Raw genomic sequence first — 21,216 nt, 5'->3', positions numbered from 1 at the left:
ATGTGCCTCCGTCGATGTCGCCATCCTACAAGGTCAGGCATCTTCATGTTCCAGGCAGGCCAGTGTTTCGATTCGCGCTGGCGTCAATGGCGGACGCGGAGCGGGTGGCGTCCAGCCGAACAGGAACTGGCCGGCAGCGCCACACACACGGCCCTGGCAGGCACCCATGCCGCAGCGGCTGTGCAGCTTGGCGTCGGTCCAGTCGCGGCAGTTGGCCAGTTCGGCGAAGGGCACGTCTTCGCAGCGGCAGACCAGGGTATCCGGCTGCGCCAGCGTCTTGAGCGCCGGGGCGAGCGTGAAGCTGTGCGCCAGCGCGTCGGCAAAGCCTTGCCAATGGCGCCGCCTGGGCCAGAGTGCGCGGGCCAGGTCTTGCCTGCCGACGGCGGCGTGACCGGCGATGGCCCCTTCGACCAGGGCCAGTTCGCTGCCACCGAAACCGGTGCATTCGCCGGCGGCGAAATGGTGCTCCAGACTGCACGCCTGCCACTCGTCCACGGCGATGGCCTGTTGCTCCAGGCGGCAGCCGAGCAGCTCGCCAAGTTGGGTATTGGGGATCAGGCCGAAACCGCAGGCGAGGCGATCGCAAGGGACTTCCACCACCTTCTCGCCCTGTTGCAGCCGCACCGCCTCGAGGCGGTCGCGCCCCAGGGCGGCGAGCACATGGCTGGACGTCCGATAGCCCGCGTCCAGCAGGCCGACCGCTTGCATGACCTTGCCCGGCCAGCGCAGCAGTCGGGCGGAGAACCCTGCCATGGCTGCCAGTGATGCCTGCTCGGCTATGCGTAGCACCGTGGCGCCCGCGCGACGGGCGGTCGCCGCACTGGCCAGCAGCAGCGGCCCGCTGCCGGCAATGACGATGCGCTCTCCCGCTACCGGCAGGCCGCCCTTGATCAGCGCTTGCAGGCCACCGGCACCGGTGACGCCGGGGAGGGTCCAGCCCGGAAACGGCAGCAACTGTTCGCGAGCACCGGTGCAGAGAATGAGTGTGTCGTAGGCCAGCGTCCATCCGCGCTCGGCATCTTCCAGCAACAGTCGCCCGGCGCCGGCCGTGGCAACCACACGGGTGCCGCTGAACACCTGGATGTCGTGTCCTTCCGTCAGTACCTCGCGCAGTCGGCGGGCCTTCTCGGGCAGATGCGCCTGGGGTCCGTCCCGCCATATCTGGCCGCCGGGGGCAGGGTTGTCATCGATGATCGCGATGCGCGCGCCACTGGGGGCGGCTGCCAGGGCTGCGGCCATGCCGGCAGGGCCGGCGCCGATGATCAGCAGGTCGACCTTCATGCTTGTGTCTCCACCTGCATGCCCGGCTGGCACAGGGTCTGGCAGGCCAGGCGGCGCCGGCCGTCGATGGTCACCCGGCATTCCTGGCAGATGCCCATGCCGCAAAAGGGCGCGCGACGCATGCCGTTGACCGAGGTGCGGCTACAGCCATCGCCGCATCGGGCGAGCGCGGCAGCCACGGTGGTGCCCGCCGCCACGATCAGGGCGCGGCCATCCAGGCTGAGTTCGATCATCCTTCTGCTCCTGTTGCGTGGGCGCTGGAAAAGCGCCCTGGACTGTAGGCAGCGCCGGAAATCGGCAGGCTTTCCCCGAACAGCTTGGCCGCCAGGAGCCGTGCCGTACCTGGCGCGGTGGTGACGCCCAGCCCTTCATGCCCGACGGCGAGCCAGAGGCCAGGCTGGTCGGGGTGCTGGCCGATAATCGGAAGGCCATCCGGGGTGGCGGCGCGAAAGCCGGTCCAGCAGCGAATGGCGTTGAGATCGCCCAACCCGGGCAAGTACGTCCGCGCTCGGGCCAGCATGCGGCCCAGGACCGGGCCTTCGATTCGTGGGTCGAGCGTGTCGAACTGGCGCGACGAGCCCAGCAGAATCTGGCCGGTCGGCCGCGGCTGCGCATTGAAGGCCACTGAGGTCCCGCTGCTGGCATGGGCGCTGCTGGCGTATCCCAGCTCCACCAGTTGGTGATGGATCTGGCCGGGGTAGCGGTCGGTTATCAGCAGGTGGCCCTTCTTTGGCTCTATTGGCAGGCCCGGGCACAGCGCGGGCGCCTGGATGCCGTTGGCCAGAATCACCGCACCGGCATCCAGGCGGCGACCGTCGTCGAGTTGTACCCGGGTGCCATTGATGGCGCGGACGCGGGCGCGCTCGCGGGTGATGGCGCTGCCACCCCGGCGGAGCAGCCACTGGGCGCTGTTCGGTGCGTAGACAATGCCGTCGCCGATGACGCGCAAGGCACCCTTGAGGCCTGGCTGCAGCAGCGGCTCTATCGCCTGGAGCCGGCTTGCGCCCAGTAACTCGCAGGCGATGCCCTGCGCGTGGAGGGTGGCGGCCTTGCGTTCCGCTTCGTGCATCTCCCCTTCGTTGGCGGCCAGCCATAGCGTGCCGCAGTTGCGGTAGGCGCAGGCGTCGTCGAGCTGAGGCGCCCACTGCCGCCAGATGCCCAGGGAGTAGTTGCACAGCGCCAGTTCCGCCGGGCTGTCGTCCATGGCCACCAGGTGGCCCATGCCGGCAGCGGTGGCGCCACCCTGGCCGCTGTCCAGGACCAGCACCTCCAGGCCGCGTTGGGCCAGCTCATGGGCGCAGGCGCTGCCGATGATGCCGGCGCCTATGACGATGGCATCCGCTGTCACAGGCGGATGCCCCAGGCGAAGGGATCGTCCTCTTCCAGCAGCAGCGTGGCTTCCGCGCTCAGATGGGCACGGCCGCGAATGGTCGGCACGATCCGGCCGCCTTCCAGCCACTCGAAGCGCCCCTCGAACTGGCTGCCGATGACGCTCGCCTGGTACCAGGCTTCGCCGGCGGCCAGCTTGCCGTCCGCCGCCAGGCAGGCCAGTTTGGCGCTGGTGCCGGTACCGCATGGGGAGCGGTCGTAGGCTGCGCCGGGGCAGAGCACGAAATTGCGGCTGTCGGCATTGGCGTCTTCGGCGAACAGCTCGATATGGTCGATTTCGCCACCGTCTTCGCCGCGTACTCCCTGGTCCTCCAGGGCCTGCTTCACCGCGCGGGTGTAGGCGGTGAGGGCGTCGAGGTTGTCGCCGGCTACCCGCTGGCCGTGATCGCCGATCAGGAAGAACCAGTTGCCGCCCCAGGCGATGTCACCGACGACCTGGCCGAGGCCCGGCACCTCCAGGCGAACGTCCTTGCGGTAGCGGTAGGCCGGCACGTTGCGCACGCTGACCGAGCGATCCTCATGAAGCGTCGCCTCCACCGTGCCGACCGGTGTTTCGATGCGGTGAACGCCGGGCTGGATGCGTCCCAGGTGGGCCAGCGATGCAATCAGGCCGATGGTCCCGTGGCCACACATGCCGAGGTAACCGGTGTTGTTGAAAAAGATGACTCCGGCACAGGCTTGCGGGTCTTGCGGCTCGCAGAGCAGGGCGCCCACCAGCACGTCACTGCCGCGCGGCTCGAGTACGGCGGCGGCACGCCAGGCGTCGAAACGCTCGGCGAGGAGGCGTCGGCGTTCGGCCATGCTGCCCTCGCCAAGGCTCGGGAAACCCTCGATTACCAGGCGGGTGGGTTCGCCGCCGGTGTGCGAATCGATGACGCGGATGCTCTTCATGGACGCCAGCCCCTGCTGTGGAATAGTCCTGGCAAGGGTGGCGCTGCGGGTGTGTTGGCGGCTTGAGGGATTTCTGCCGGGCGCGTGACGAAATCGGCACAGGCCCGGTGCGGTCAGCTACGCCGTTCGACGATATAGCGGGCCAGGGCGCGCAGCGGTTCGGCCGATTCCCCGAGGTTGGCGATGGCGAGCAGGGCCTGATCGCGCAGTTTCAGCGCGTAGGCCTTGGCTTCGTCCAGGCCGAGCAGGGAGGGGTAGGTGGGTTTGTCGTGGGCCTGGTCCTTGCCCTGGGTCTTGCCCAGGGTTGCGGTATCGCTCTCCACGTCCAGGATATCGTCCTGCACCTGGAAGGCCAGGCCGATGGCGCGGGCGTAGATCCGCAGTGCGGCCAGGGCGGCCGGGTCGGCACGACCGCTGGCCAGGGCGCCGAGGCGCACGCTGGCTTCGATCAGGGCGCCCGTCTTGTGCCGGTGCATGGTTTCCAGCGCGGTCTGATCGAGCCTGATGCCCACCGAGCCGAGGTCGATGGCCTGGCCGCCGACCATCCCGGCGGGGCCCGCTGCGTGGCCAAGGCTGGCGATCATCGCCAGGCGGGTTTCGGCATCGTGGGGGTTGCGCTGGGCATCGGCCAGCACCTCGAAGGCCAGCGCCTGCAGGGCGTCGCCGGCGAGGATGGCACTGGCTTCGTCGAAGGCGATATGGGTGGTGGGCTGGCCGCGACGCAGGTCGTCATCGTCCATGGCCGGCAGGTCGTCATGGACCAGCGAATAGGCGTGGATCAACTCCACGGCGCAGGCGGCGCCATCGGCACGGGCCACATCTCCGCCCAAGGCTTCACAGGCGGCGTAGACCAGCAATGGGCGAACCCGCTTGCCACCGTTCACCACGCTGTAGCGCATGGCCTGGTAGAGGCGTTCAAGCGGCGCGAGCGGTGCGATGAACAACGCGTCGAGGGCCGCATCCACCCGTTGCTGGCAGCGCGCCTGGTAGCTGGAAATCATGCCTGCTCGTCCGCGTCGAAGGGCGCCTCTTCCAGCTGGCCGTCGCGTTCCAGCAGGATCTGCACTTTCTGCTCGGCCTGATTCAGCGCGGCCTGGCACTCACGGGTCAGGCGGATGCCCTGCTCGAAGGCGCTGAGGGAGTCCTCCAGCGACAGTTCACCACTCTCCAGGCGTTCCACCAGGGACTGCAGATCGGCGAGGGACTGTTCGAAATCGGGGGAGGCTTTCTTGCGGGCCATGATGCTGTCTCGCGGAGGTCAAATCGGTCGCGACACTAGCAGAGCCGCCACCCGTGGGCAAATGAAGGGGGCGGATGGTCGCTGTGTAAGGAAGGTTTCAGACGGGGCCGCTACAACAATTGGCAACCCATCTTTACCGGTCTCAGGTCGTGACGAAGTAGTAGACCGTCATCCCCGTCCCCACCGCGATCACCAGCCACCGCAGCCAGCGACTCGGCAAGCGCCTGGCCAGCGCACCGCCTGCATAGCCGCCGCAGCTGGCTGCCGCGAGAAGCACCGCCAGTTCACTCCAGCTCACCCGGCCGGCTACGACGAAGGTGACCACAGCCACGCTGTAGATGGTGCTCGACAGCAGGTTCTTCAGGGCATTGGCCCGCAGCAGGGGATGGCCTTCGATGGAGAGGGCTGCCAGTTGCAGGATGCCCATGCCGGCACCGAAGTAACCGCCGTAGATGGCGACCAGCGTATGGCTCAGGTTGCTGCCCAGTCCATGAGCCGGCAGTCCACCGGCTTGCTGTTGGCGATTGACCAGCTTGCTCAGCCAGGGACTGGCCGCGAACAGCAGGGTGGCCGCAAGCAGCAGCCAGGGGATCAGGCGGCGAAAGGTTTCGTCGCCACCCGCAAGTAACAGCAAACCGCCGCCCAGGCCTCCCAGCAGGGACAGCAGCACCAGCGGGACCACGTAGCGCCCCAACGGACGCAGTTGATCGCGTGCAGCCCAACTGGCAGCCAGGCTGGCCGGCCACAGGGCTACCGCGTTGGTGGCGTTGGCGGTTACCGGCGGCAGCCCGGTGGCTAGCAGGGCGGGGAAGGAGAAGAAGGTGCCGCCGCCAGCAAGGGCGTTCATGCCCCCGGCGGCGAAGCCGGCGAGCAGCAGCAGGAAAACGTCATGGAGGCTCATGGTCGGGCGCGCAAAAGCCCGCAGGTTACCTTCGGGAATGGACGGTCGCAAAGACCCCGCGAACGGTAGACAGCCCAATGGCATGCCGACCAGTGAGCCGAATCGCCGCCCGAATGGGAACGCGTCGTTCGCCAGTAGCAGTATGCTTTCATCAACTCGTATGGGGCGGGGGCGGTAAAGCGAAGGGAAGCCCACTCCACAGGCCTTTCCAGGCAGTATCAGCGAAAGGCGACAAGGCAAAGAACCACACGTTAGCGTCAGGCCGGAACCGGGCTCAGCAGTACCTGGTTCCGGCCTCTTTCATTGTGCCTTCGGATCGTCCACCAACAGGGCAAAACCTTCGCGGTTATCACTGACGATACGGAATTGTTCGCTCTGGCCGGGCTCCACATGCGCAGCCTTTTCGCGGCGCAGGCGGCCCATGGAGCAGAGGGTGTCGTCCGTCTCGTCGATGCCGATACCGACGATGCGGTCTCCCGGCGGCACCTGGAAGCTCGCAACCTCCCCGATGCCGATGCGTGCCGCCAACTGACGGTCCACGTGCACGGCGATGTAGCAGCCGCTACCCAGCCCCCCCATGTCGCGGTTGACCACGATCTGGCCGCCGCCTTCCACCGGCTCCTGAAACGCCAGCAGACGGTCGGCGGGTACGTGCGTGATTTGCGTCGGGTCGGTTCGATAGGACGAGCAGCCGGCGAGCAGAAGCAGAGAGACAGCAACACAGGTCAGACGCATGGAGCCCTCCTTGGGCGGAGCGAACATCGGGCAATGCTGGAACTCTAGTGGAAGCCCCGGGCTTTGCCATGGAAAAGCCCGGGTGGTTGCCTCAGTGCCGGCCGGCGGCATCTTCCGCTGGCAGCTTTTTCAACCGGTAGGCCAGGGCGGGGCGGGTCATGCCCAGCAGGCGTGCGGCTTCCGAGACGTTTTGCTGGGTACGCTTCATCGCCCCCTGCATCAGCGCTTCTTCCACCGCATCCAGGCTGAGGCCGCTGTCGATCAGGCGCTCCACCCAGTCGGGCTCGACGCTGGCCGTGCGGGCCACCAGCTCGCCTTCACTGGACAGGCCGATGCTGTCGGCCTCATGCGAGAGATGCGGGAACAGCGCGTCGGCGCTGATGCTCTGGTTGGCGTCGGTAATGATCACGCCACGCTCGATCAGGTTCTCCAGCTCGCGGATGTTGCCCGGCCAGTCGTAGCGCAGGCAGGCTTCCAGTGCGCGGTCGGAAAGCCCGAGGGTGGTCTTGCCGTAACTGGCGTGAAGGCGCGACAGGAAATGCTCCACCAGCAGTGGAATGTCTTCCCTGCGTTCCCGTAGCGAGGGGATGAACACCGGGTAGACGTTGAGCCGGTAGTAAAGGTCGGCGCGAAAGCGCCCCGCCTTTACCGCCTGGGCAAGGTCTTCATGGGTGGCGGCCACCACTCGGACGTCCACTTTGCGGGTCTGCGAGTCGCCGACCCGCTCCAGTTCTTCTTCCTGCAGCACCCGCAGCAGGCTGGCCTGGGCGCGGGGCGTGAGCTCCACCACTTCGTCGAGGAACAGCGTGCCACCGTTGGCGCGCTCGAAGCGGCCCATGCGCGACTGCTGGGCGCCGGTGTAGGCGCCGCGCTCCACGCCGAACAGCTCGGCTTCGATCAGGTCCGGTGGAATGGCCGCGCAGTTCAGTGCCACGAAAGGCCCGCCAGCCCGCTCGCTGCGCAGGTGCAGGCTGCGCGCCATGACCTCCTTGCCCACCCCGGTCTCACCCAGTAGCAGCACCGAGGCCTTGCCCGGTGCGGCTTTGTCGATCAGGGTGCAGGCCTTGCGGTAGAGCGGCGCCTGGCCAATGCCGTAAAACTGTCCAGCGTCGTGCTGCAGGCGCTGGCGCATGTTCGCCACCTGCACTTGCAGGGCCTGGAGTTCGTCGATGATGGGGTCGCTCTGGAAGTAACGGAGGAACTCCTCGGCGTCCTCCCATTCCTCCACGGGTTTGCCGATGATGCGGCAGCGCGAGTCGCCACAGCCGCGGCAACTGACCTCCTTGTAGAGCACCTGGCGACCGAGGAAGAAGGACGAATAGCTGATGGCATACCCGAGCAGGGTCCAGCACACCGGCTGGTCGGCGTGCAGCCCTTCAGCCTGGCAGTTTTCCACCTCGTAGGAGTTCTGCCATTCGAGGTCGGCGTAGAACTGGCCATTCTCGATGTCGATGTTCATCTCCAGTGGATGGACCTTGACCATGCCCTTGAGCGAATGCAGCTGCGGACCGGTGAGAAACATCTCCACGGCGTCGGCATCCGGACGCAGTTTGCGCGCCAGTTCGGCATCCTTCAGGCCGGACTGGTAACCCAGGCGCAGGAACAGCCCCTTGGCGCGCTCGACGCCGAGCATCTCGATCAATTCGCGACGGAAAGAACCCATGGCCGAGGCCTGGAGCAGAAGCATGCGCTGCTCGTTGAGCCAGATCTTGCCCTCGTTACCGAGGAAGTGGACCTGATCGGTCAGGTCCTTCAGGGTCGGGCTGTGCTCCGACGCCTTGTAGTCAACTTTCATCGTGTTGCACCCCAGATTGTTCTTGTACGGGGAGGTAGGCGAACCACCGTTCAGGCAGACGGTTGCAAGGGTTCGACCGGGCGGCCGGAAGACGCAAGGAAGGACCGCTCTCTTTTTTCTAAGCGGCCTGAAAGCCGGTGAAAAGTCAATCGCCGCTGCTGATTGGCGATTTGCTCAAAGCGTTCTCGAATGTTGAGCAAATGGTGAAAAGCCACCGGCCTGACAACGACCTTTAGCGCCCGTTGCTTTTGCCTCATTGGGACGGAAAGCCCAATTAAAACAACGTCTTGAAAAGAGAATTGGCTGCCCATGCGAGTGCTGGCACAGGCGTTGCTCTGTCCCTGGCAACCCGCCCATGGAGCCGACTTGCATGAGCCAGCCACAGACCAGCTTCGATCAACTGCCGCGTTACGTCCGGGTGCGCAGCGAGCCTGACGCCACCTTCGTCGAGTTCGATTTCGCCATCGGCTATCCGGACCTCTTCGTCGAACTGGTCCTGCCCCGCGCGGCCTTCGCCAGCTTCTGCGAGCAGAACCGGGTTCAACACATGGATGCGGCGATGGCCGAAGCCATCGATGCCGACATGGAGAAGTGGCGCTACGGCGAAAGTCGTGGCCAGCCCGCCTGACGGCCGGACCGCGACGCGTCGACTCCCCACAACAACAAGTACAGGACGCCCTGCATGAGCATCGAAATCAAGACGGCAACGGCCGAGCCGATCCGCCAGACCTTCAGCCATACCCGCCGACGCTTCGGCGACAAGCCTGCCAGCCGCTACCAGGAAGCCAGTTTCGACATCGAGGCGGCCACCAACTTCCATTACCGCCCGCTCTGGCAGCCGGACAAGTTGCTCAACGACCCCACCCGCACCGCCGTGCGCATGGCCGACTGGTACAGCGTCAGCGACCCGCGCCAGTTCTACTACGGCGCCTACGTGCAGACCCGCGCCAAGATGCAGGAGAACGCCGAGCACGACTACGCCTTCTGCGAGAAGCGCAACCTGCTGGCCGGGCTGGATGCCGCCAGCCGCGAACAGATCACCCGCCTGCTGCTGCCCCTGCGCCACGCCGAGCTGGGCGCGAACATGAACAACAGCGGTATCGCCGCCGACGGCTTCGGTACCAGCCTGACCCAGCTGCACATGTTCCACGCCATGGACCGCCTGGGCATTGCCCAGTACCTGTCGCGCATCGGCCTGATGCTCGATGACGGCGGCACCGACCTGCTCGCCGAGGCCAAGCGCCAGTGGCTGGAAGATCCGGCCTGGCAGGGTCTGCGCCGCTATGTCGAAGACACGCTGGTGGTACGCGACTGGTTCGAGCTGACCCTGGCACAGAACCTGGTCAGCGATGGCCTGCTCTACCCGCTCATGTTCCACAAGTTCGACGAGCAACTCTGCGCCCAGGGGGCCGGCCAGGTGGGCATGCTCACCGAGTTCATGCGCCTCTGGTTCGCTGAGACCCAGCGCTGGGTCGATGCCCTGGTGAAAACCGTCGCTAGCGAAAACGCTGAAAACCGTCAGCTCGTCGACGGCTGGGTCACCCAGTGGCAGGCCCGTGCCCTGGAAGCCCTGGCGCCGCTGGCCGAAATCGGTCCCGGCGCCGCCGCCCTCGACACCGTGGCCGGCGAGTTCGCCGCCCGCCTGAAGAAACTCGGCCTTGCAGGAGCCGCGCAATGACTTCCCTCGTCTACATCGCCTTCCAGGACAACGACAACGCCCGCTACATCGTCGAAGCCATCGTCCAGGACAACCCCCACGCCGAGATCCAGCATCAGCCGGCCATGATCCGCATCCAGGCCGAAGGGCGCCTGGAAATCCACCGCGCCACAGTCGAGGAAAAGCTCGGTCGCGAATGGGACGTGCAGGAAATGCTCATCGACGTCATCACCCTCGGCGGCAACGTCGAGGAAGACGAAGACCGCTTTGCCCTGCACTGGAACTGAACCCGCGCATAACGACAAGAATCGGGAGAGCCACCATGGCCGCCAAACGCCTGAACCAGAAAGACAAGTACCGCTGCCTGACCCGCGACCTGGCCTGGGAGCCGAGCTACCAGAGCAAGGACGATATCTACCCCTATGAGCGCTTCGAGGGCATCAAGATCACAGATTGGGACAAGTGGGAGGACCCCTTCCGCCTGACCATGGACGCCTACTGGAAATACCAGGCCGAGAAGGAGAAGAAGCTCTACGCCATCTTCGATGCCTTCTCCCAGAACAACGGCCACACCAACCTCTCCGACGCGCGCTACGTCAACGCGCTGAAACTCTTCCTCAGTGGTGTGACACCGCTGGAGTACCAGGCCTACCAGGGGTTTGCCCGTGTCGGCCGGCACTTCGGCGGCGCCGGCGCACGGGTCGCCTGCCAGATGCAGGCGATCGACGAGCTGCGCCATGTGCAGACCCAGATCCACGCCATGAGTCACTACAACAAGCACTTCAACGGCCTGCATGACTTCGCCCACATGCACGACCGGGTGTGGTTCCTCTCGGTGCCCAAGTCCTTCTTCGAAGACGCGCGGACCGCCGGGCCGTTCGAGTTCCTCACGGCGATCTCCTTCAGCTTCGAGTACGTGCTGACCAACCTGCTGTTCGTGCCCTTCATGTCCGGTGCCGCCTACAACGGCGACATGGCCACCGTCACCTTCGGCTTCTCGGCACAGTCCGACGAGGCCCGGCACATGACGCTCGGCCTGGAGGTGATCAAGTTCCTGCTGGAGCAGCACGAAGACAACGTGCCGATCATCCAGCGCTGGATCGACAAGTGGTTCTGGCGCGGTTACCGCCTGCTGACGCTGGTGGGGATGATGATGGACTACATGCTGCCGAACAAAGTCATGTCCTGGGCCGAGGCCTGGGAGGTGTACTACGAGCAAGCCGGCGGCGCGCTGTTCAAGGACCTGGAGCGCTACGGCATCCGTCCGCCCAAGTACGTCGAGCAGACCACCATCGGCAAGGAACACATCAGCCACCAGGCCTGGTCGATCTTTTACCAGTACAGCCAGGCCACCAACTTCCACACCTGGATACCCACGGACGAAGAACTGGACTGGCTCTCGGCCAAGTACCCGGACACCTTCGACCGTATCTACCGCCCGCGTTACGAGCGCTGGCGCGAGATGCAGGCCCGTGGCGAGCGCTTCTACAACAACACCTTGCCGATGCTCTGCCAGGTCTGCCAGATCCCGCTGGGCTTCACCGAGCCGGACGCGGACACCACCCTCAGCCACCGCAGTACGGAACATGGCGGCGAGCGCTTCCATTTCTGCTCCGACGGCTGCTGCGACATCTTCCAGTACGAGCCGGACAAGTACGTCCAGGCCTGGCTGCCTGTGCACCAGATTCTCCAGGGCAACTGCGGTGGCGCCGACGTCGAGGCGGTCGTGCGCGACTACTACAACATCGCCTTTGGCCAGGACAACTTCGACTACCAGGACTCACCCGAGCACCAGCGCTGGCGCGAGTGGCAGGGCGACAAGCCCGCCGACCTCTCCAGGGCCGGCTGACTCCTGTGGCGGGCGCCACGCGCCCGCCTTCCACCTCATTACAAGAAGGACAGTGTCATGCCCGTGACTGCCATCGGCGCCTACGAGGCGCAATCCCTGGACCGCCAGGAAAACTTCAACGGCCTGCAACTGGTGTACCTCTGCTGGGAACGCCACCTGATGTTCTGCGCCCCATTCACCCTGCCGTTGCCACCGGAAATGCCCTTCGGTGACTTCATCGAGAATGTGGTCAAGCCAGCCATCGCACCGCACCCCGATGCCGCGAAAGTGGATTTCAAGAAGGCCCTCTGGCGCCTGGACGATGCCGACTTCCAGCCCGACCTGACGGCGGGGCTGGCCAGCAACGGCATCGGCCACAAGAGCCTGCTGCACCTTTCCACCCCTGGCCTGGATGGCCTCAACGGCAGCTTCAACTGAGGAGGTCGCCATGAGTTACCAGGTCACCATCGAACCCACCGGCGAACAGATCGAAGTGGAGGAGGGCCAGACCATCCTCCAGGCGGCGCTGCGCCAGGGCGTCTGGCTACCCTTCGCCTGCGGCCACGGCACCTGCGCCACCTGCAAGCTGCAGGTGCTGGAAGGGGAGGTTGACGTCGGCGCCGCCTCGCCCTTCGCCCTCATGGACATGGAGCGCGACGAGGGCAAGGTGCTGGCCTGCTGCGCCATCCCGCAGAGCGACCTGGTGATCGAGGCCGACATCGATGTCGACCCGGATTTCGCCGGCCACGCCGTGCAGGACTTCCAGGCGACGGTGGTCGCCCTGGACGACCTCTCGCCCACCATCAAGGGGCTGCGCCTGAAACTGGATCGGCCGATGGACTTCCAGGCCGGGCAGTACATCAACCTGCAGATACCCGGCATCGAAGGCACCCGTGCCTTCTCCCTGGCCAACCCACCGAGCCGTGCCGACGAGGTGGAGTTGCACGTGCGCCTTGTCGAGGGCGGTCAGGCGACGGGTTTCATCCATGACGGCCTGAAGGTGGGCGATGCGCTCGAACTCTCCGGCCCCTATGGCCAGTTCTTCGTGCGCGGCTCCCAGGCCGGCGACCTGATCTTCATCGCCGGCGGCTCGGGGCTGTCCAGCCCGCAATCGATGATCCTCGACCTGCTGGAGCAGGGGGACACGCGGCGCATGACCCTGTTCCAGGGCGCTCGCACCCGTGCCGAACTCTACAACCGTGAGCTCTTCGAGCGACTGGCCGAAGAGCACGAGAACTTCACCTACGTGCCGTCTCTCAGTCAGGCGGCGGAAGACACTGAGTGGACCGGCTTTCGCGGCTACGTGCATGACGCGGCAAAGAAGCACTTCGACGGTCGCTTCACCGGCAACAAGGCCTACCTCTGCGGGCCGCCGCCGATGATCGACGCTGCCATCACGGCGCTGATGCAGGGGCGGTTGTTCGAACGCGACATCTTCATGGAGCGCTTCCTGACCGCCGCCGATGGTGCCGGCGAGAGCACCCGCTCAGCCCTGTTCAAGCGCATCTGACCCGCTTCATCCGCCGCTCCGTGCCGCGCGTACGGACGGCGGCTCACGCCCATAAAAACAACAAGGTATTGCTGATGAGCGCCAAACTGCGTGTCCTGTCCTGCTGCATCCTCGCCACCCTCGGCCATGTCGCCTATGCCACCGAAGGCGGCGGCTCCACCTACCCCGTGGGTGCCGAGAACTACATGTCCGGCGCCATGCCGCCACCGGGCTTTTACGGGCAGGTGTTCTCCACTCATTACGAAGCCGACACCCTGCGCGGCAACGATGGCCGCAGCCTGCCGGTGGACTTCCGCGTGCGCGCCAACGTCATCGCGCCGCGCCTGATCTGGGTGAGCGAGCAGCAGCTGTTCGGCGGCAACCTGGCCTTCGCCGCGTTGTTCCCCTTCGTCGACCTCAAGGTTGAAGTGAACGGCCAGTCCCAGAGCAAGAAAGGGCTGGGGGACATCATCTTCGGCCCGGCCTTGGGCTTTCATCACAGCGACAAATTGCACAGCATCTTCGCCCTCGACTTCATCGCACCCTCGGGCGAATACGACCGTGGCGATCTTGCCAACATCGGGCGTAACTACTGGACCGTCGAACCGGTGTGGGCGATCTCCTATGTCGACCCCGCCGGACTCAACGCCAGCATCAAGCTGATGTATGACTTCAACCAGGAAAACCCGGCCACCGACTACCGCTCCGGCCAGGAATTCCACTTCGACTATGCCGTTGGCTGGGGCCTGGGCAACGGCTGGGTACTGGGCGTGGGCGGCTACTACTACCGCCAGACCACCGACGACCGCCAGGACGGCGAGCGCATCGACGACAACAAGGGCCGTGCCTTCTCAATCGGCCCATCGATCATGTACAGCAACAAGGACGGCTGGTTCCTCACCGCCAAATGGGAGCAGGAGATGCAGGTGCGCAACCGCGCGGAAGGCGATGCCTATTGGCTGAAGCTGACGGTGCCGTTCTAGCGCCTGTTCACGTGGGCAGGCCTGCGGCCTGCCGTCCCTACAGGTTGCACGTTCCGTGGCACGGACAGCCCCTCTCCCTCCGGGAGAGGGTTGGGGTGAGGGCTGCGAAGCCCCCATTCGGTATTGGGCCACGTGTCATGGCAGGACTGCGTCCTGCTTCGCGAATGAATTCAACCCTACAGGGCGTGTGTCTTGGGCAGGGCCATGCCGGCGTGAGTCACCCCTCTCTTCTTCAGGGGTGAAGAGGCACGCTCTCGGAAGCATTGCTTCCGGTGCCGATGAACGCCGGAGCGCGAAGCGATCAGGCCGGGGCGCAGAGCGGGGGCCGGGGGAGAGGGAGGCGGAGCCCCGCTTGGCCCCAGCAATTACCCCCGCTGAAACACCAACGCCTTCAACCCCGCATCCGCATCAATATCCTCGAACTCCGGCGGATTCTCCAGCCGCTCCACAAACCGCAGTTCCGGCGCTTCCGCCGCCATCCCCTGAATGAGGAACTCCGGGCCAATCCCCGGATCATTCACGCAAGCCAGCACCACCCCGTTCTCGGTCAGCAACTCCGGCAGGCGGCGCAGGATCTTCTGGTAGTCGCGGGTCAGGGCGAAGCTGCCTTTCTGGAAGGACGGCGGGTCGATGATCACCAGGTCATAGGGACCGAGCTTCTTCACCTTGCCCCAGGACTTGAACAGCTCATGACCAAGGAAACTCACGCGGCTGAGGTCATGGCCATTCAGTCGGTGATTGTCCCGCCCCCGGCTCAAGGCCGAGCTGGCCATATCCAGGTTCACCACATGCTCCGCACCGCCCTCGATGCCCGCCACCGAGAAGCCGCAGGTGTAAGCGAAGAGGTTCAGCACCCGCTTGCCCTGAGCATTGGCCCGAACCCAGTCGCGGCCGTAGCGCATGTCGAGGAACAGACCGTTGTTCTGCTTCTTCCCCAGGTCCAGCTTGAAGCGCAGGCCGCCTTCGCTGACCGCGCATTCTTCTACCGCCTCGCCCCAGAGCAACTCGACCGTGCTTTCCAGCAGGTAGCGATGCTGCAACAGCAGCGTGCAAGCGCCACTGCGCTGCCACGCTGGCGATTCCGTGAGGCGCAGCAACATGGCCCGCAGCACAGCGAGTTCGTCTTCACCCACCTCGCGGAACAACGACACCAGCACCACGCCCTGCAGCCAGTCGACCGTCACTTGCTCCAATCCCGCCCACCGCCGTCCACGGCCATGGAAGATGCGACGGATCTCGTCCGGCAGATGCTCCAGGGCGGCGATCAGTTGCTGTTCGAGGGTGGCGATGGCGTCGTGGTTCATGGCGGGAGTTCACGGAAAACGGGGCGGCATTCTAACCCGAGCATTACGGCGGAATGCCGTGGTGTGGCAAGCGGCTATTGGCCGGTATTCGCGCATGCAAGGAAGCGAGGCTGTGATGGAAACACCCGAAGGGCAACGCGCCCCGACAAGACGCCGGATGAAAGGTCTGTGGCTTCTGCTTACGGCGATGGTATATCTCGCCGGCCTGCTCTTCATGACCGACTTGCTTGGGCTGGATCTGATACTGCTCGGCAGCGGACTCGAAACCGAAATCCCGCTTGCGACGCGACTGCTCTCCATAGGCGAAAGTGTGCTGGTGCTGGGCGCATGGATCTACACCCGGCGCATGGCGCTACCGCCTTTGAAACTGAAGTTCAGGAATACGCGATAAGTTGGCGTTTATTTTAGATTCTTAGCCATGTAGATACTGGTTTCCCTAAATCCAAGGCTTCGATAGAGGTTTATCGCAGCTTGGTTTCTTGAAAAGGCATGAAGTACTACCCTGCGAAATCCTGCAAGTTTGAGATTTTCTAATATTTGGCCAAGGGATTTCTTTCCGATTCCCATTCTCTTGTATTCTTCTAATATCAATATGTCGTATAAATAAGCCTCCATTCCAGTGGCTGTCTCGTGGTGATATGTCCATATGTAACCAGCGATTGATTTGGTTGTGTGAATTTTTATTGAGTAGAAAAAATGATCTTTCGTGTTTATGCCATCTGGCAACAGTCTATTGAAAGCCGAGAGTGCGCTGGCCTCTGATGACTCTTTTGACTGGTCTTGCGCTTCTGACTGCTCAATGGCGTGCAGTTTTATTGCGATATTTTTGTACTCTGAAAATACTAATGCTGTCATCTTCTCTATGTCTAAGATCATTTCTATTCCTTTGCTTTTATGTTCAGCAAGGTGCTAATGATCGCGGCCAAAATGATTGCTGTCGACAGTGCGAATTCCTTGTCAAAGTTTGTTTGAGAGACCAAAAAACTTATCAGTCCGGCTGTTATGAACATTAACGTGCTCCCGGCGGCTGATGCGGTTCCAGAAAGATCGTGAAAAATGTCCATTGCGCGAGATGCAGCAGCAGGTCTGACAAATGTTGTCCCTATAGTGCACGTGATCATGCAGATGAGAGTGATTGATAGGGCCGGAAATACGGTATGGGAAATTGCCATGGTTATCCCAGATAGGAGAATCAAGGTTATTCCACATGTTATCTGCTTTTCTAAGGAAGACCTTTTGAATATCCGTGTGGCCAGAATGCCGGCGACCAAATATGAGAATCCGTAAAATAAGAGTATAAAGCCAAAATTTATAGGGTTCTCGGTTAGGACTTCATTGAAGATTATTGGAGAGAGGGCTACAAAGCTAAAATGGCAGGAAAATGCAAGTGCTGAAATTAGCCAGGAGGATGTAAATTTTGTGTTTGAAAATATCTTTATATAAGCTTCGGTGAAATGCTTTAAAGGGCTGCAAGGGGTCTTTCCTGGTACCGTTTTCATGTAGATAAACGCGGAGCAGGCGGAGACTAAAATTGCCAGCCACGAGAATATGTAGAAGCTTCCTTTCCAGTCTAAGTGCTCCTGTATGAATATGCCGGCCAAGGGGGATAAGGAGATGAAAACGCCGCTTGCAGTTACCAATAAGGTTCTTATCTTTAGTCGCTCAGAGTCTGAAAATGTATCTTGAACTATTGCTTGCGCAAGCACGAAGCTGCCACAGCCTATTCCCTGGATAAATCTTGAAAATAGTAGTAAGTGAAAATCTTCAGTGAGCGTGCAAGCTATGCTGGAGACTGAAGAAATTGCGAGTCCTATAATAAGTACTATCTTTCTTCCGTAGATGTCCGAGAAAGGTCCAGCGAAAATTTGAGATAACGAGAAGCCCAATGCAAAAGCCGTGATGGTAGTTATGGCATTTTCTGGTGCTACATTGAAACTATTAGCTATCGATGGGAAGGAGGGAAGTATTACGTCTAATGGGAATGCGCTAAGCAAGACGATACTGATAAGGAAAGCTACTGACGCTGATTTTTGAAGGCTGTATGTCAAGGGGGTGTGATTAGGGTTATCCATCGATTACTTCCTCCTTGATGAAGTGTAGGGAATTCCTAGGGTCGTTAAAAAATCCAGCCTTTCGCATCGCAAGAATAGTTGTTGTGCATCCTGCTTTTGTTCTGGCGATATGTGTTCTCTCGCTGTTGAGGTCGTCTGAAATACTAGATGCTGTAACTGTGCTTACTCCAAGATCTATGAGATTTTTGTGAAGCCAGGAGTCGTGCGGTTTGAAAAACTCTTTTATGATTTTTGGTGTGAAGTTGCGTATAAACTTTCTATCTGCTTCGTCAGCCTTGCTCCAGACTAATGAGAACATTCTTGAAAAGAAAGATACATGCTTGAATTCGTCTTCCAAGTGGTCGCGCATCATTTGGAATACAGGTTTGTAAATGGTGTTCTTTGTGAATTCTAAATATTCTTTTGTGATTACAGTCTCGGATACGAACCCCATAAGGAACCATGCAAGTTCCATATGACTTTCAGAGGCCTCATCAGTTAGAGTTATCGCTCTACGTATTTTGTCGTTTGCGGCGGCTCTGGACTGGATTCCATGGATGCTGCTGACTTGATTGGCTACCTCGGTGGATATTACAGCGTGGTATGCCTCATCTGCATAAAGTCGCAGTGCTGTCAATTTAATGTCGCCATTTAGATCGAGGTTCAGCGAGTCTGTGCTAATTGTTTTAATTGATCTATTAACAATTTCTGTTTCAAGTGCGGAAGTGTAATCTAGGAAAAACACCAAATATCGCGCCAGCAGCGTGTTACCTGCGTTTTCTCCTAGAGCTTTGAATTCTGGTTTCTGAATGCAAGGGAGCGCGTTTGGAATGAACCAGAATTTTTCTTCGTTAAGATAGGTCTCCGGATGGCTGAGGTCGTAAGTGTTCTGTTTGGTGCGTACCGATGAGGCCTTATCCCAGTTTAGAAGCGATTCTGAAATGGATTTCTCAATTTGATGGGTGTCAGTATTGCTCTTTAAGTCCATTTCTTTTGTCCTGATGGTTGTTTAGTAGTTCGTCGAGTTCTTTGCTGAACGTATTTCCTTGGCTATATCCGGCTCCTACGAAAAGGAGTGGGTTTTCAAATTCATTTCTTAGATCTATTGCCTTGGAAACAAGATCGTCAGAAAACGCACCAGAAATCCAAGTCTGAAGGCCCTCGTTTGTGGCGAGCAATTGCAAGGACTGGGATATGTGCCCCGCCTCCATCAGCGCAACCCTGTATGCTCGCGAGTGATAGTACTTCCACCACATGCGATCAAATCTACATGTTAGAAATACCCCAAATGCAATATTGTCTATGAAATGTTGGCCTGACATTAAGTCTCCTAGGCTAGGAGGGGTGGTACCCAGTTTGTGTAATGTATGGTTGAGAGGGTTGTAGTAATAAATTCTGGGGTCTATGCCATCCACATTTCTGATGTACAAGTATCCCTCTATGCTGTTTAGCCCCCCTCCAGACGGGCTACTTCTTCTGTGTCGCATATCTGACGGTATGTGTTCATCTAAGGAGGCTTCTCGTTCGCGGAGATAGCCAAGTCCGTAATAAAGGATTGTTCCAAGCTTGAGTTTTTCTAGTCCCCTGTCTTCGAACTCTCTGACAGTCTTTCGTGAAGTGAAAGCTTCATGTAGTTCGATGCTTTCTTGGGAGGGATAGGGGACGTGAATTGGATTGGAAAGATCTTCCTCTTCGAATCTAAGCTTCGGGGAGGGCTTGGATAAGGTCAGCTTGCAACTTTTTAGATATACATCCGCCCATTCTTTTCTGTTCTTTGGTGTGATATCGAAGCTTAAATTGCTTGTCCCTGTGTGGAATATTCTGGCGAGAATGTCCCATGACCATTTGTTTTTGGAGTATGGCTCCTTTGAAATTACATCGTTCTGTATTAGGTTGTTGGTTTGTATTGAGTCGTCCGGGTCTATTTGTGTGGTGAGATATTCAATTATTTTTTCAAGATGCGCCATGTCTATATGGAACTGCCTGTGGTTAAGGTAGTCCCAGAGAACTATATTTTGATTGTCGAAATATATGAAGATGTTTGGGTTTATGTTCATGAGTGTTCATTCTTGAAGTGCTTGAGAATCTAGGAGGCGCGAGGCCTCCTAGGTTCTATTACTTAGCCTTTAGTAGGCGTAGAGATGGCAGTCCAATTGGCCAGTTGCTTGCTTTCATAAATTGTCTTGATCATTTTTGTTTCCTCAGTTATTGGTTTTGTCGATTTTGGTCGACAGGTGTTTTTTATTTGTTTTTTTGGGGGTGATCAATTTTTTTTGCCCTCCTGCGATGATAACTATTAGATTTGATAGCTGTTGCCATTGAGTGCTGTAGGTGAAGTTTTTTGGTTAAGTAGGAAACTTCTGATAGGAGCTTTAGACTGTTTTTGTTAGGGATGGTTAAGGTGTTGAGTAGTCGACTGTAGATAGTTTGACGTCTAATGGTTTTCTTCTTTCGAGGGGGTTTCTGTGTTGTCAATGGATGACTTTAAGCAGCTTTCGGACTCGGAAAGTGAATCTGAATGGCTTGTTAGGATGAATCGGATATCTGTTGAGTTGGGATTTTTGAAGTTTATATTTAAGATAAAGGCTGAAAGGCCGGGCGGGGGAAGGAATAAGGTATATGTAAATTTCGAAGATGAGTGGTCAAGACTGAATGAGGATAAGGATAAGTGCGTAGATTCGTTGATTGAGTTGGTGTGTGATTCGAACGTTCCCATGTCTTCGTGGGGGCGGAAAGAGTATCTTCGTTACGATCGCGAGTTTTTTGAACTAGTAAAGGTTGTGGGCTTGGAATGGGGGATAGTTCTTCCACTTCGTGGCGCCAGGGGCGAAGTGGGTGTGCTGTGCCTTTCTTTAGATAAGGCGCGCTCTAATTTGGTGGAATCATTCTCCTCGGCTTCTATGCTTCGTGATTTTGCTCTGGGGGGGCTTTGAGATTTTTCGAGTGTTGCTTATGTGATGCTCGTATACGCCTTACAAAGCGAGAGTTGGAGATTCTGCACTGGGGAGCTCAAGGGAAGACCTCTTGGGAGATATCTAAGATTTTGGGGTGCTCGGAGGCAAATGTTAATTTTCATTTTTCTCGCATTCGAAGAAAGCTGAATGTTTCATCGCGTGCTGAAGCTATTTATTGTGCAATGAAAACTGGATTGTTAAAGAGTTGAAGGCATCGGCATTCATACTATTTCAATCGTTTAGGGAAATCCTGAAGAAGACTTCCTGTTTCTGGTGAAATACGCCGATCCCGTTGCTCGAGTTTCCCGATGAAACAGATGACCTTCGCCGACGCCGAGTACGCCGGCAAGCGCAAGCAGACCCGCAAGGAACTGTTCCTGATCGAGATGGATCAGGTGGTGCCGTGGAAGGGCTTGGTTGCCCTGATCGAGCCGCACTACCCGAAGGGTGAAGGCGGTCGTCCGGCCTATCCGTTGATGGCCATGCTGCGCGTGTATCTGATGCAAAACTGGTTCGGCTACAGCGATCCAGCGATGGAGGAGGCGCTGTACGAGACCACGATCCTGCGCCAGTTTGCCGGGCTGAGCTTGGAGCGTATCCCGGACGAAACCACCATCCTCAACTTCCGTCGCCTGCTGGAGAAGCACGAGTTGGCGGCTGGGATTCTGGCGGTGATCAATGGTTACCTGGGCGACCGGGGCCTGTCGCTGCGCCAGGG

General features: G+C 60.0%; 24 protein-coding genes. 10 read left to right on the top strand and 14 right to left on the bottom strand.

Annotation, left to right across the window (positions count from 1 at the left end; all coding sequences use genetic code 11):
* Nucleotides 1-33: 33 nt before the first annotated feature.
* The 9 genes from G559_RS0115895 to G559_RS0115855 form a co-directional block, all read right to left on the bottom strand.
* Nucleotides 34-1,281, bottom strand: coding sequence for an NAD(P)/FAD-dependent oxidoreductase (locus tag G559_RS0115895; protein WP_028629184.1), 1,248 nt, complete (start codon nt 1,279-1,281; stop codon nt 34-36).
* Nucleotides 1,278-1,514: a 2Fe-2S iron-sulfur cluster-binding protein gene (locus G559_RS0115890; protein WP_028629183.1), complete on the bottom strand. Its 237-nt coding sequence runs from the start codon at nt 1,512-1,514 to the stop codon at nt 1,278-1,280. The genes G559_RS0115895 and G559_RS0115890 overlap by 4 nt, the downstream gene beginning before the upstream one ends.
* Nucleotides 1,511-2,629 (bottom strand): NAD(P)/FAD-dependent oxidoreductase, encoded by a 1,119-nt coding sequence (locus tag G559_RS0115885; protein WP_028629182.1) that lies wholly within the window; start codon nt 2,627-2,629, stop codon nt 1,511-1,513. The genes G559_RS0115890 and G559_RS0115885 overlap by 4 nt, the downstream gene beginning before the upstream one ends.
* The gene (locus G559_RS0115880) at nt 2,626-3,561 is read right to left on the bottom strand and encodes a 4-hydroxyproline epimerase (RefSeq protein ID WP_028629181.1); all 936 of its coding nucleotides are present in this window, start codon (nt 3,559-3,561) and stop codon (nt 2,626-2,628) included. Before G559_RS0115880 ends, G559_RS0115885 begins: the two co-directional genes overlap by 4 nt.
* A 113-nt stretch (nt 3,562-3,674) precedes the next feature.
* A complete protein-coding gene (gene ispA, locus G559_RS0115875) occupies nt 3,675-4,562 on the bottom strand; it encodes a (2E,6E)-farnesyl diphosphate synthase (RefSeq protein ID WP_028629180.1) in 888 nt (295 codons plus the stop codon).
* A complete protein-coding gene (locus tag G559_RS0115870; protein WP_028629179.1) occupies nt 4,559-4,801 on the bottom strand; it encodes an exodeoxyribonuclease VII small subunit in 243 nt (80 codons plus the stop codon). The genes ispA and G559_RS0115870 overlap by 4 nt, the downstream gene beginning before the upstream one ends.
* Before the next feature lie 142 nt (nt 4,802-4,943).
* Nucleotides 4,944-5,702 carry a sulfite exporter TauE/SafE family protein gene (locus G559_RS0115865; protein ID WP_028629178.1) on the bottom strand — a complete coding sequence of 253 codons (759 nt, stop codon included), beginning with the start codon at nt 5,700-5,702 and terminating at the stop codon, nt 4,944-4,946.
* A 300-nt stretch (nt 5,703-6,002) separates the two neighbouring features.
* Nucleotides 6,003-6,437: a 3-isopropylmalate dehydratase gene (locus tag G559_RS0115860; protein WP_028629177.1), complete on the bottom strand. Its 435-nt coding sequence runs from the start codon at nt 6,435-6,437 to the stop codon at nt 6,003-6,005.
* A gap of 91 nt (nt 6,438-6,528) precedes the next feature.
* A complete protein-coding gene (locus tag G559_RS0115855; RefSeq protein ID WP_028629176.1) occupies nt 6,529-8,232 on the bottom strand; it encodes a sigma-54-dependent Fis family transcriptional regulator in 1,704 nt (567 codons plus the stop codon).
* A 370-nt stretch (nt 8,233-8,602) separates the two neighbouring features.
* Between G559_RS0115855 and G559_RS0115850 the strand changes: the two genes are divergently transcribed.
* The 7 genes from G559_RS0115850 (at nt 8,603) to G559_RS0115820 (ending at nt 14,189) form a co-directional block, all read left to right on the top strand.
* Nucleotides 8,603-8,860, top strand: coding sequence for a phenol hydroxylase subunit (locus G559_RS0115850; RefSeq protein ID WP_028629175.1), 258 nt, complete (start codon nt 8,603-8,605; stop codon nt 8,858-8,860).
* A 54-nt stretch (nt 8,861-8,914) separates the two neighbouring features.
* The gene (locus tag G559_RS0115845) at nt 8,915-9,910 is read left to right on the top strand and encodes an aromatic/alkene monooxygenase hydroxylase subunit beta (protein ID WP_028629174.1); all 996 of its coding nucleotides are present in this window, start codon (nt 8,915-8,917) and stop codon (nt 9,908-9,910) included.
* Nucleotides 9,907-10,176, top strand: coding sequence for an MmoB/DmpM family protein (locus G559_RS0115840; protein ID WP_028629173.1), 270 nt, complete (start codon nt 9,907-9,909; stop codon nt 10,174-10,176). The genes G559_RS0115845 and G559_RS0115840 overlap by 4 nt, the downstream gene beginning before the upstream one ends.
* 35 nt (nt 10,177-10,211) lie before the next feature.
* A complete protein-coding gene (locus tag G559_RS0115835; protein WP_028629172.1) occupies nt 10,212-11,738 on the top strand; it encodes an aromatic/alkene/methane monooxygenase hydroxylase/oxygenase subunit alpha in 1,527 nt (508 codons plus the stop codon).
* Nucleotides 11,739-11,795: 57 nt separating this feature from the next.
* The gene (locus G559_RS0115830; RefSeq protein WP_028629171.1) at nt 11,796-12,155 is read left to right on the top strand and encodes a phenol hydroxylase subunit P4; all 360 of its coding nucleotides are present in this window, start codon (nt 11,796-11,798) and stop codon (nt 12,153-12,155) included.
* A gap of 10 nt (nt 12,156-12,165) precedes the next feature.
* Nucleotides 12,166-13,227 (top strand): NADH:ubiquinone reductase (Na(+)-transporting) subunit F, encoded by a 1,062-nt coding sequence (locus G559_RS0115825; protein WP_028629170.1) that lies wholly within the window; start codon nt 12,166-12,168, stop codon nt 13,225-13,227.
* Nucleotides 13,228-13,301: 74 nt separating this feature from the next.
* Nucleotides 13,302-14,189 carry a SphA family protein gene (locus G559_RS0115820; protein WP_028629169.1) on the top strand — a complete coding sequence of 296 codons (888 nt, stop codon included), beginning with the start codon at nt 13,302-13,304 and terminating at the stop codon, nt 14,187-14,189.
* Between the two features lie 365 nt (nt 14,190-14,554).
* Here the strand turns inward: G559_RS0115820 and G559_RS0115815 are convergent, their stop codons facing one another.
* Nucleotides 14,555-15,493: a class I SAM-dependent methyltransferase gene (locus G559_RS0115815; protein ID WP_028629168.1), complete on the bottom strand. Its 939-nt coding sequence runs from the start codon at nt 15,491-15,493 to the stop codon at nt 14,555-14,557.
* A 115-nt stretch (nt 15,494-15,608) separates the two neighbouring features.
* Between G559_RS0115815 and G559_RS0115810 the strand changes: the two genes are divergently transcribed.
* Nucleotides 15,609-15,884: a hypothetical protein gene (locus tag G559_RS0115810; RefSeq protein WP_155945728.1), complete on the top strand. Its 276-nt coding sequence runs from the start codon at nt 15,609-15,611 to the stop codon at nt 15,882-15,884.
* Between the two features lie 8 nt (nt 15,885-15,892).
* On the opposite strand, the gene G559_RS29635 is transcribed toward G559_RS0115810, so the two are convergent.
* From G559_RS29635 to G559_RS29930, 4 genes are read right to left on the bottom strand one after another with little or no spacing between them, the layout of a single operon-like run.
* A complete protein-coding gene (locus tag G559_RS29635) occupies nt 15,893-16,369 on the bottom strand; it encodes a GNAT family N-acetyltransferase (protein WP_051246701.1) in 477 nt (158 codons plus the stop codon).
* 2 nt (nt 16,370-16,371) lie between these two features.
* On the bottom strand, nt 16,372-17,565 hold the full coding sequence (locus tag G559_RS29935; protein ID WP_081668095.1) for an MFS transporter: 1,194 nt from the start codon (nt 17,563-17,565) through the stop codon (nt 16,372-16,374).
* On the bottom strand, nt 17,558-18,532 hold the full coding sequence (locus tag G559_RS0115795; protein ID WP_028629166.1) for a diiron oxygenase: 975 nt from the start codon (nt 18,530-18,532) through the stop codon (nt 17,558-17,560). Before G559_RS0115795 ends, G559_RS29935 begins: the two co-directional genes overlap by 8 nt.
* Nucleotides 18,510-19,601 (bottom strand): SagB family peptide dehydrogenase, encoded by a 1,092-nt coding sequence (locus G559_RS29930; RefSeq protein WP_081668094.1) that lies wholly within the window; start codon nt 19,599-19,601, stop codon nt 18,510-18,512. Before G559_RS29930 ends, G559_RS0115795 begins: the two co-directional genes overlap by 23 nt.
* A gap of 872 nt (nt 19,602-20,473) precedes the next feature.
* On the opposite strand from G559_RS29930, the gene G559_RS29925 reads away from it, so the two are divergent.
* Both G559_RS29925 and G559_RS0115790 read left to right on the top strand, forming a co-directional pair.
* Complete coding sequence (locus tag G559_RS29925) at nt 20,474-20,707, top strand: response regulator transcription factor (protein ID WP_081668093.1); 234 nt, start codon at nt 20,474-20,476, stop codon at nt 20,705-20,707.
* 99 nt (nt 20,708-20,806) lie between these two features.
* Nucleotides 20,807-21,216: IS5/IS1182 family transposase (locus G559_RS0115790; protein ID WP_036997480.1), on the top strand; the 410-nt coding region annotated here is incomplete at its 3' end.

The sequence above is a fragment of the Metapseudomonas resinovorans DSM 21078 genome, from assembly GCF_000423545.1.
Classification (GTDB): Bacteria; Pseudomonadota; Gammaproteobacteria; order Pseudomonadales; family Pseudomonadaceae; genus Metapseudomonas; species Metapseudomonas resinovorans.
This window is presented reverse-complemented; position numbering and strand designations above follow the sequence as displayed.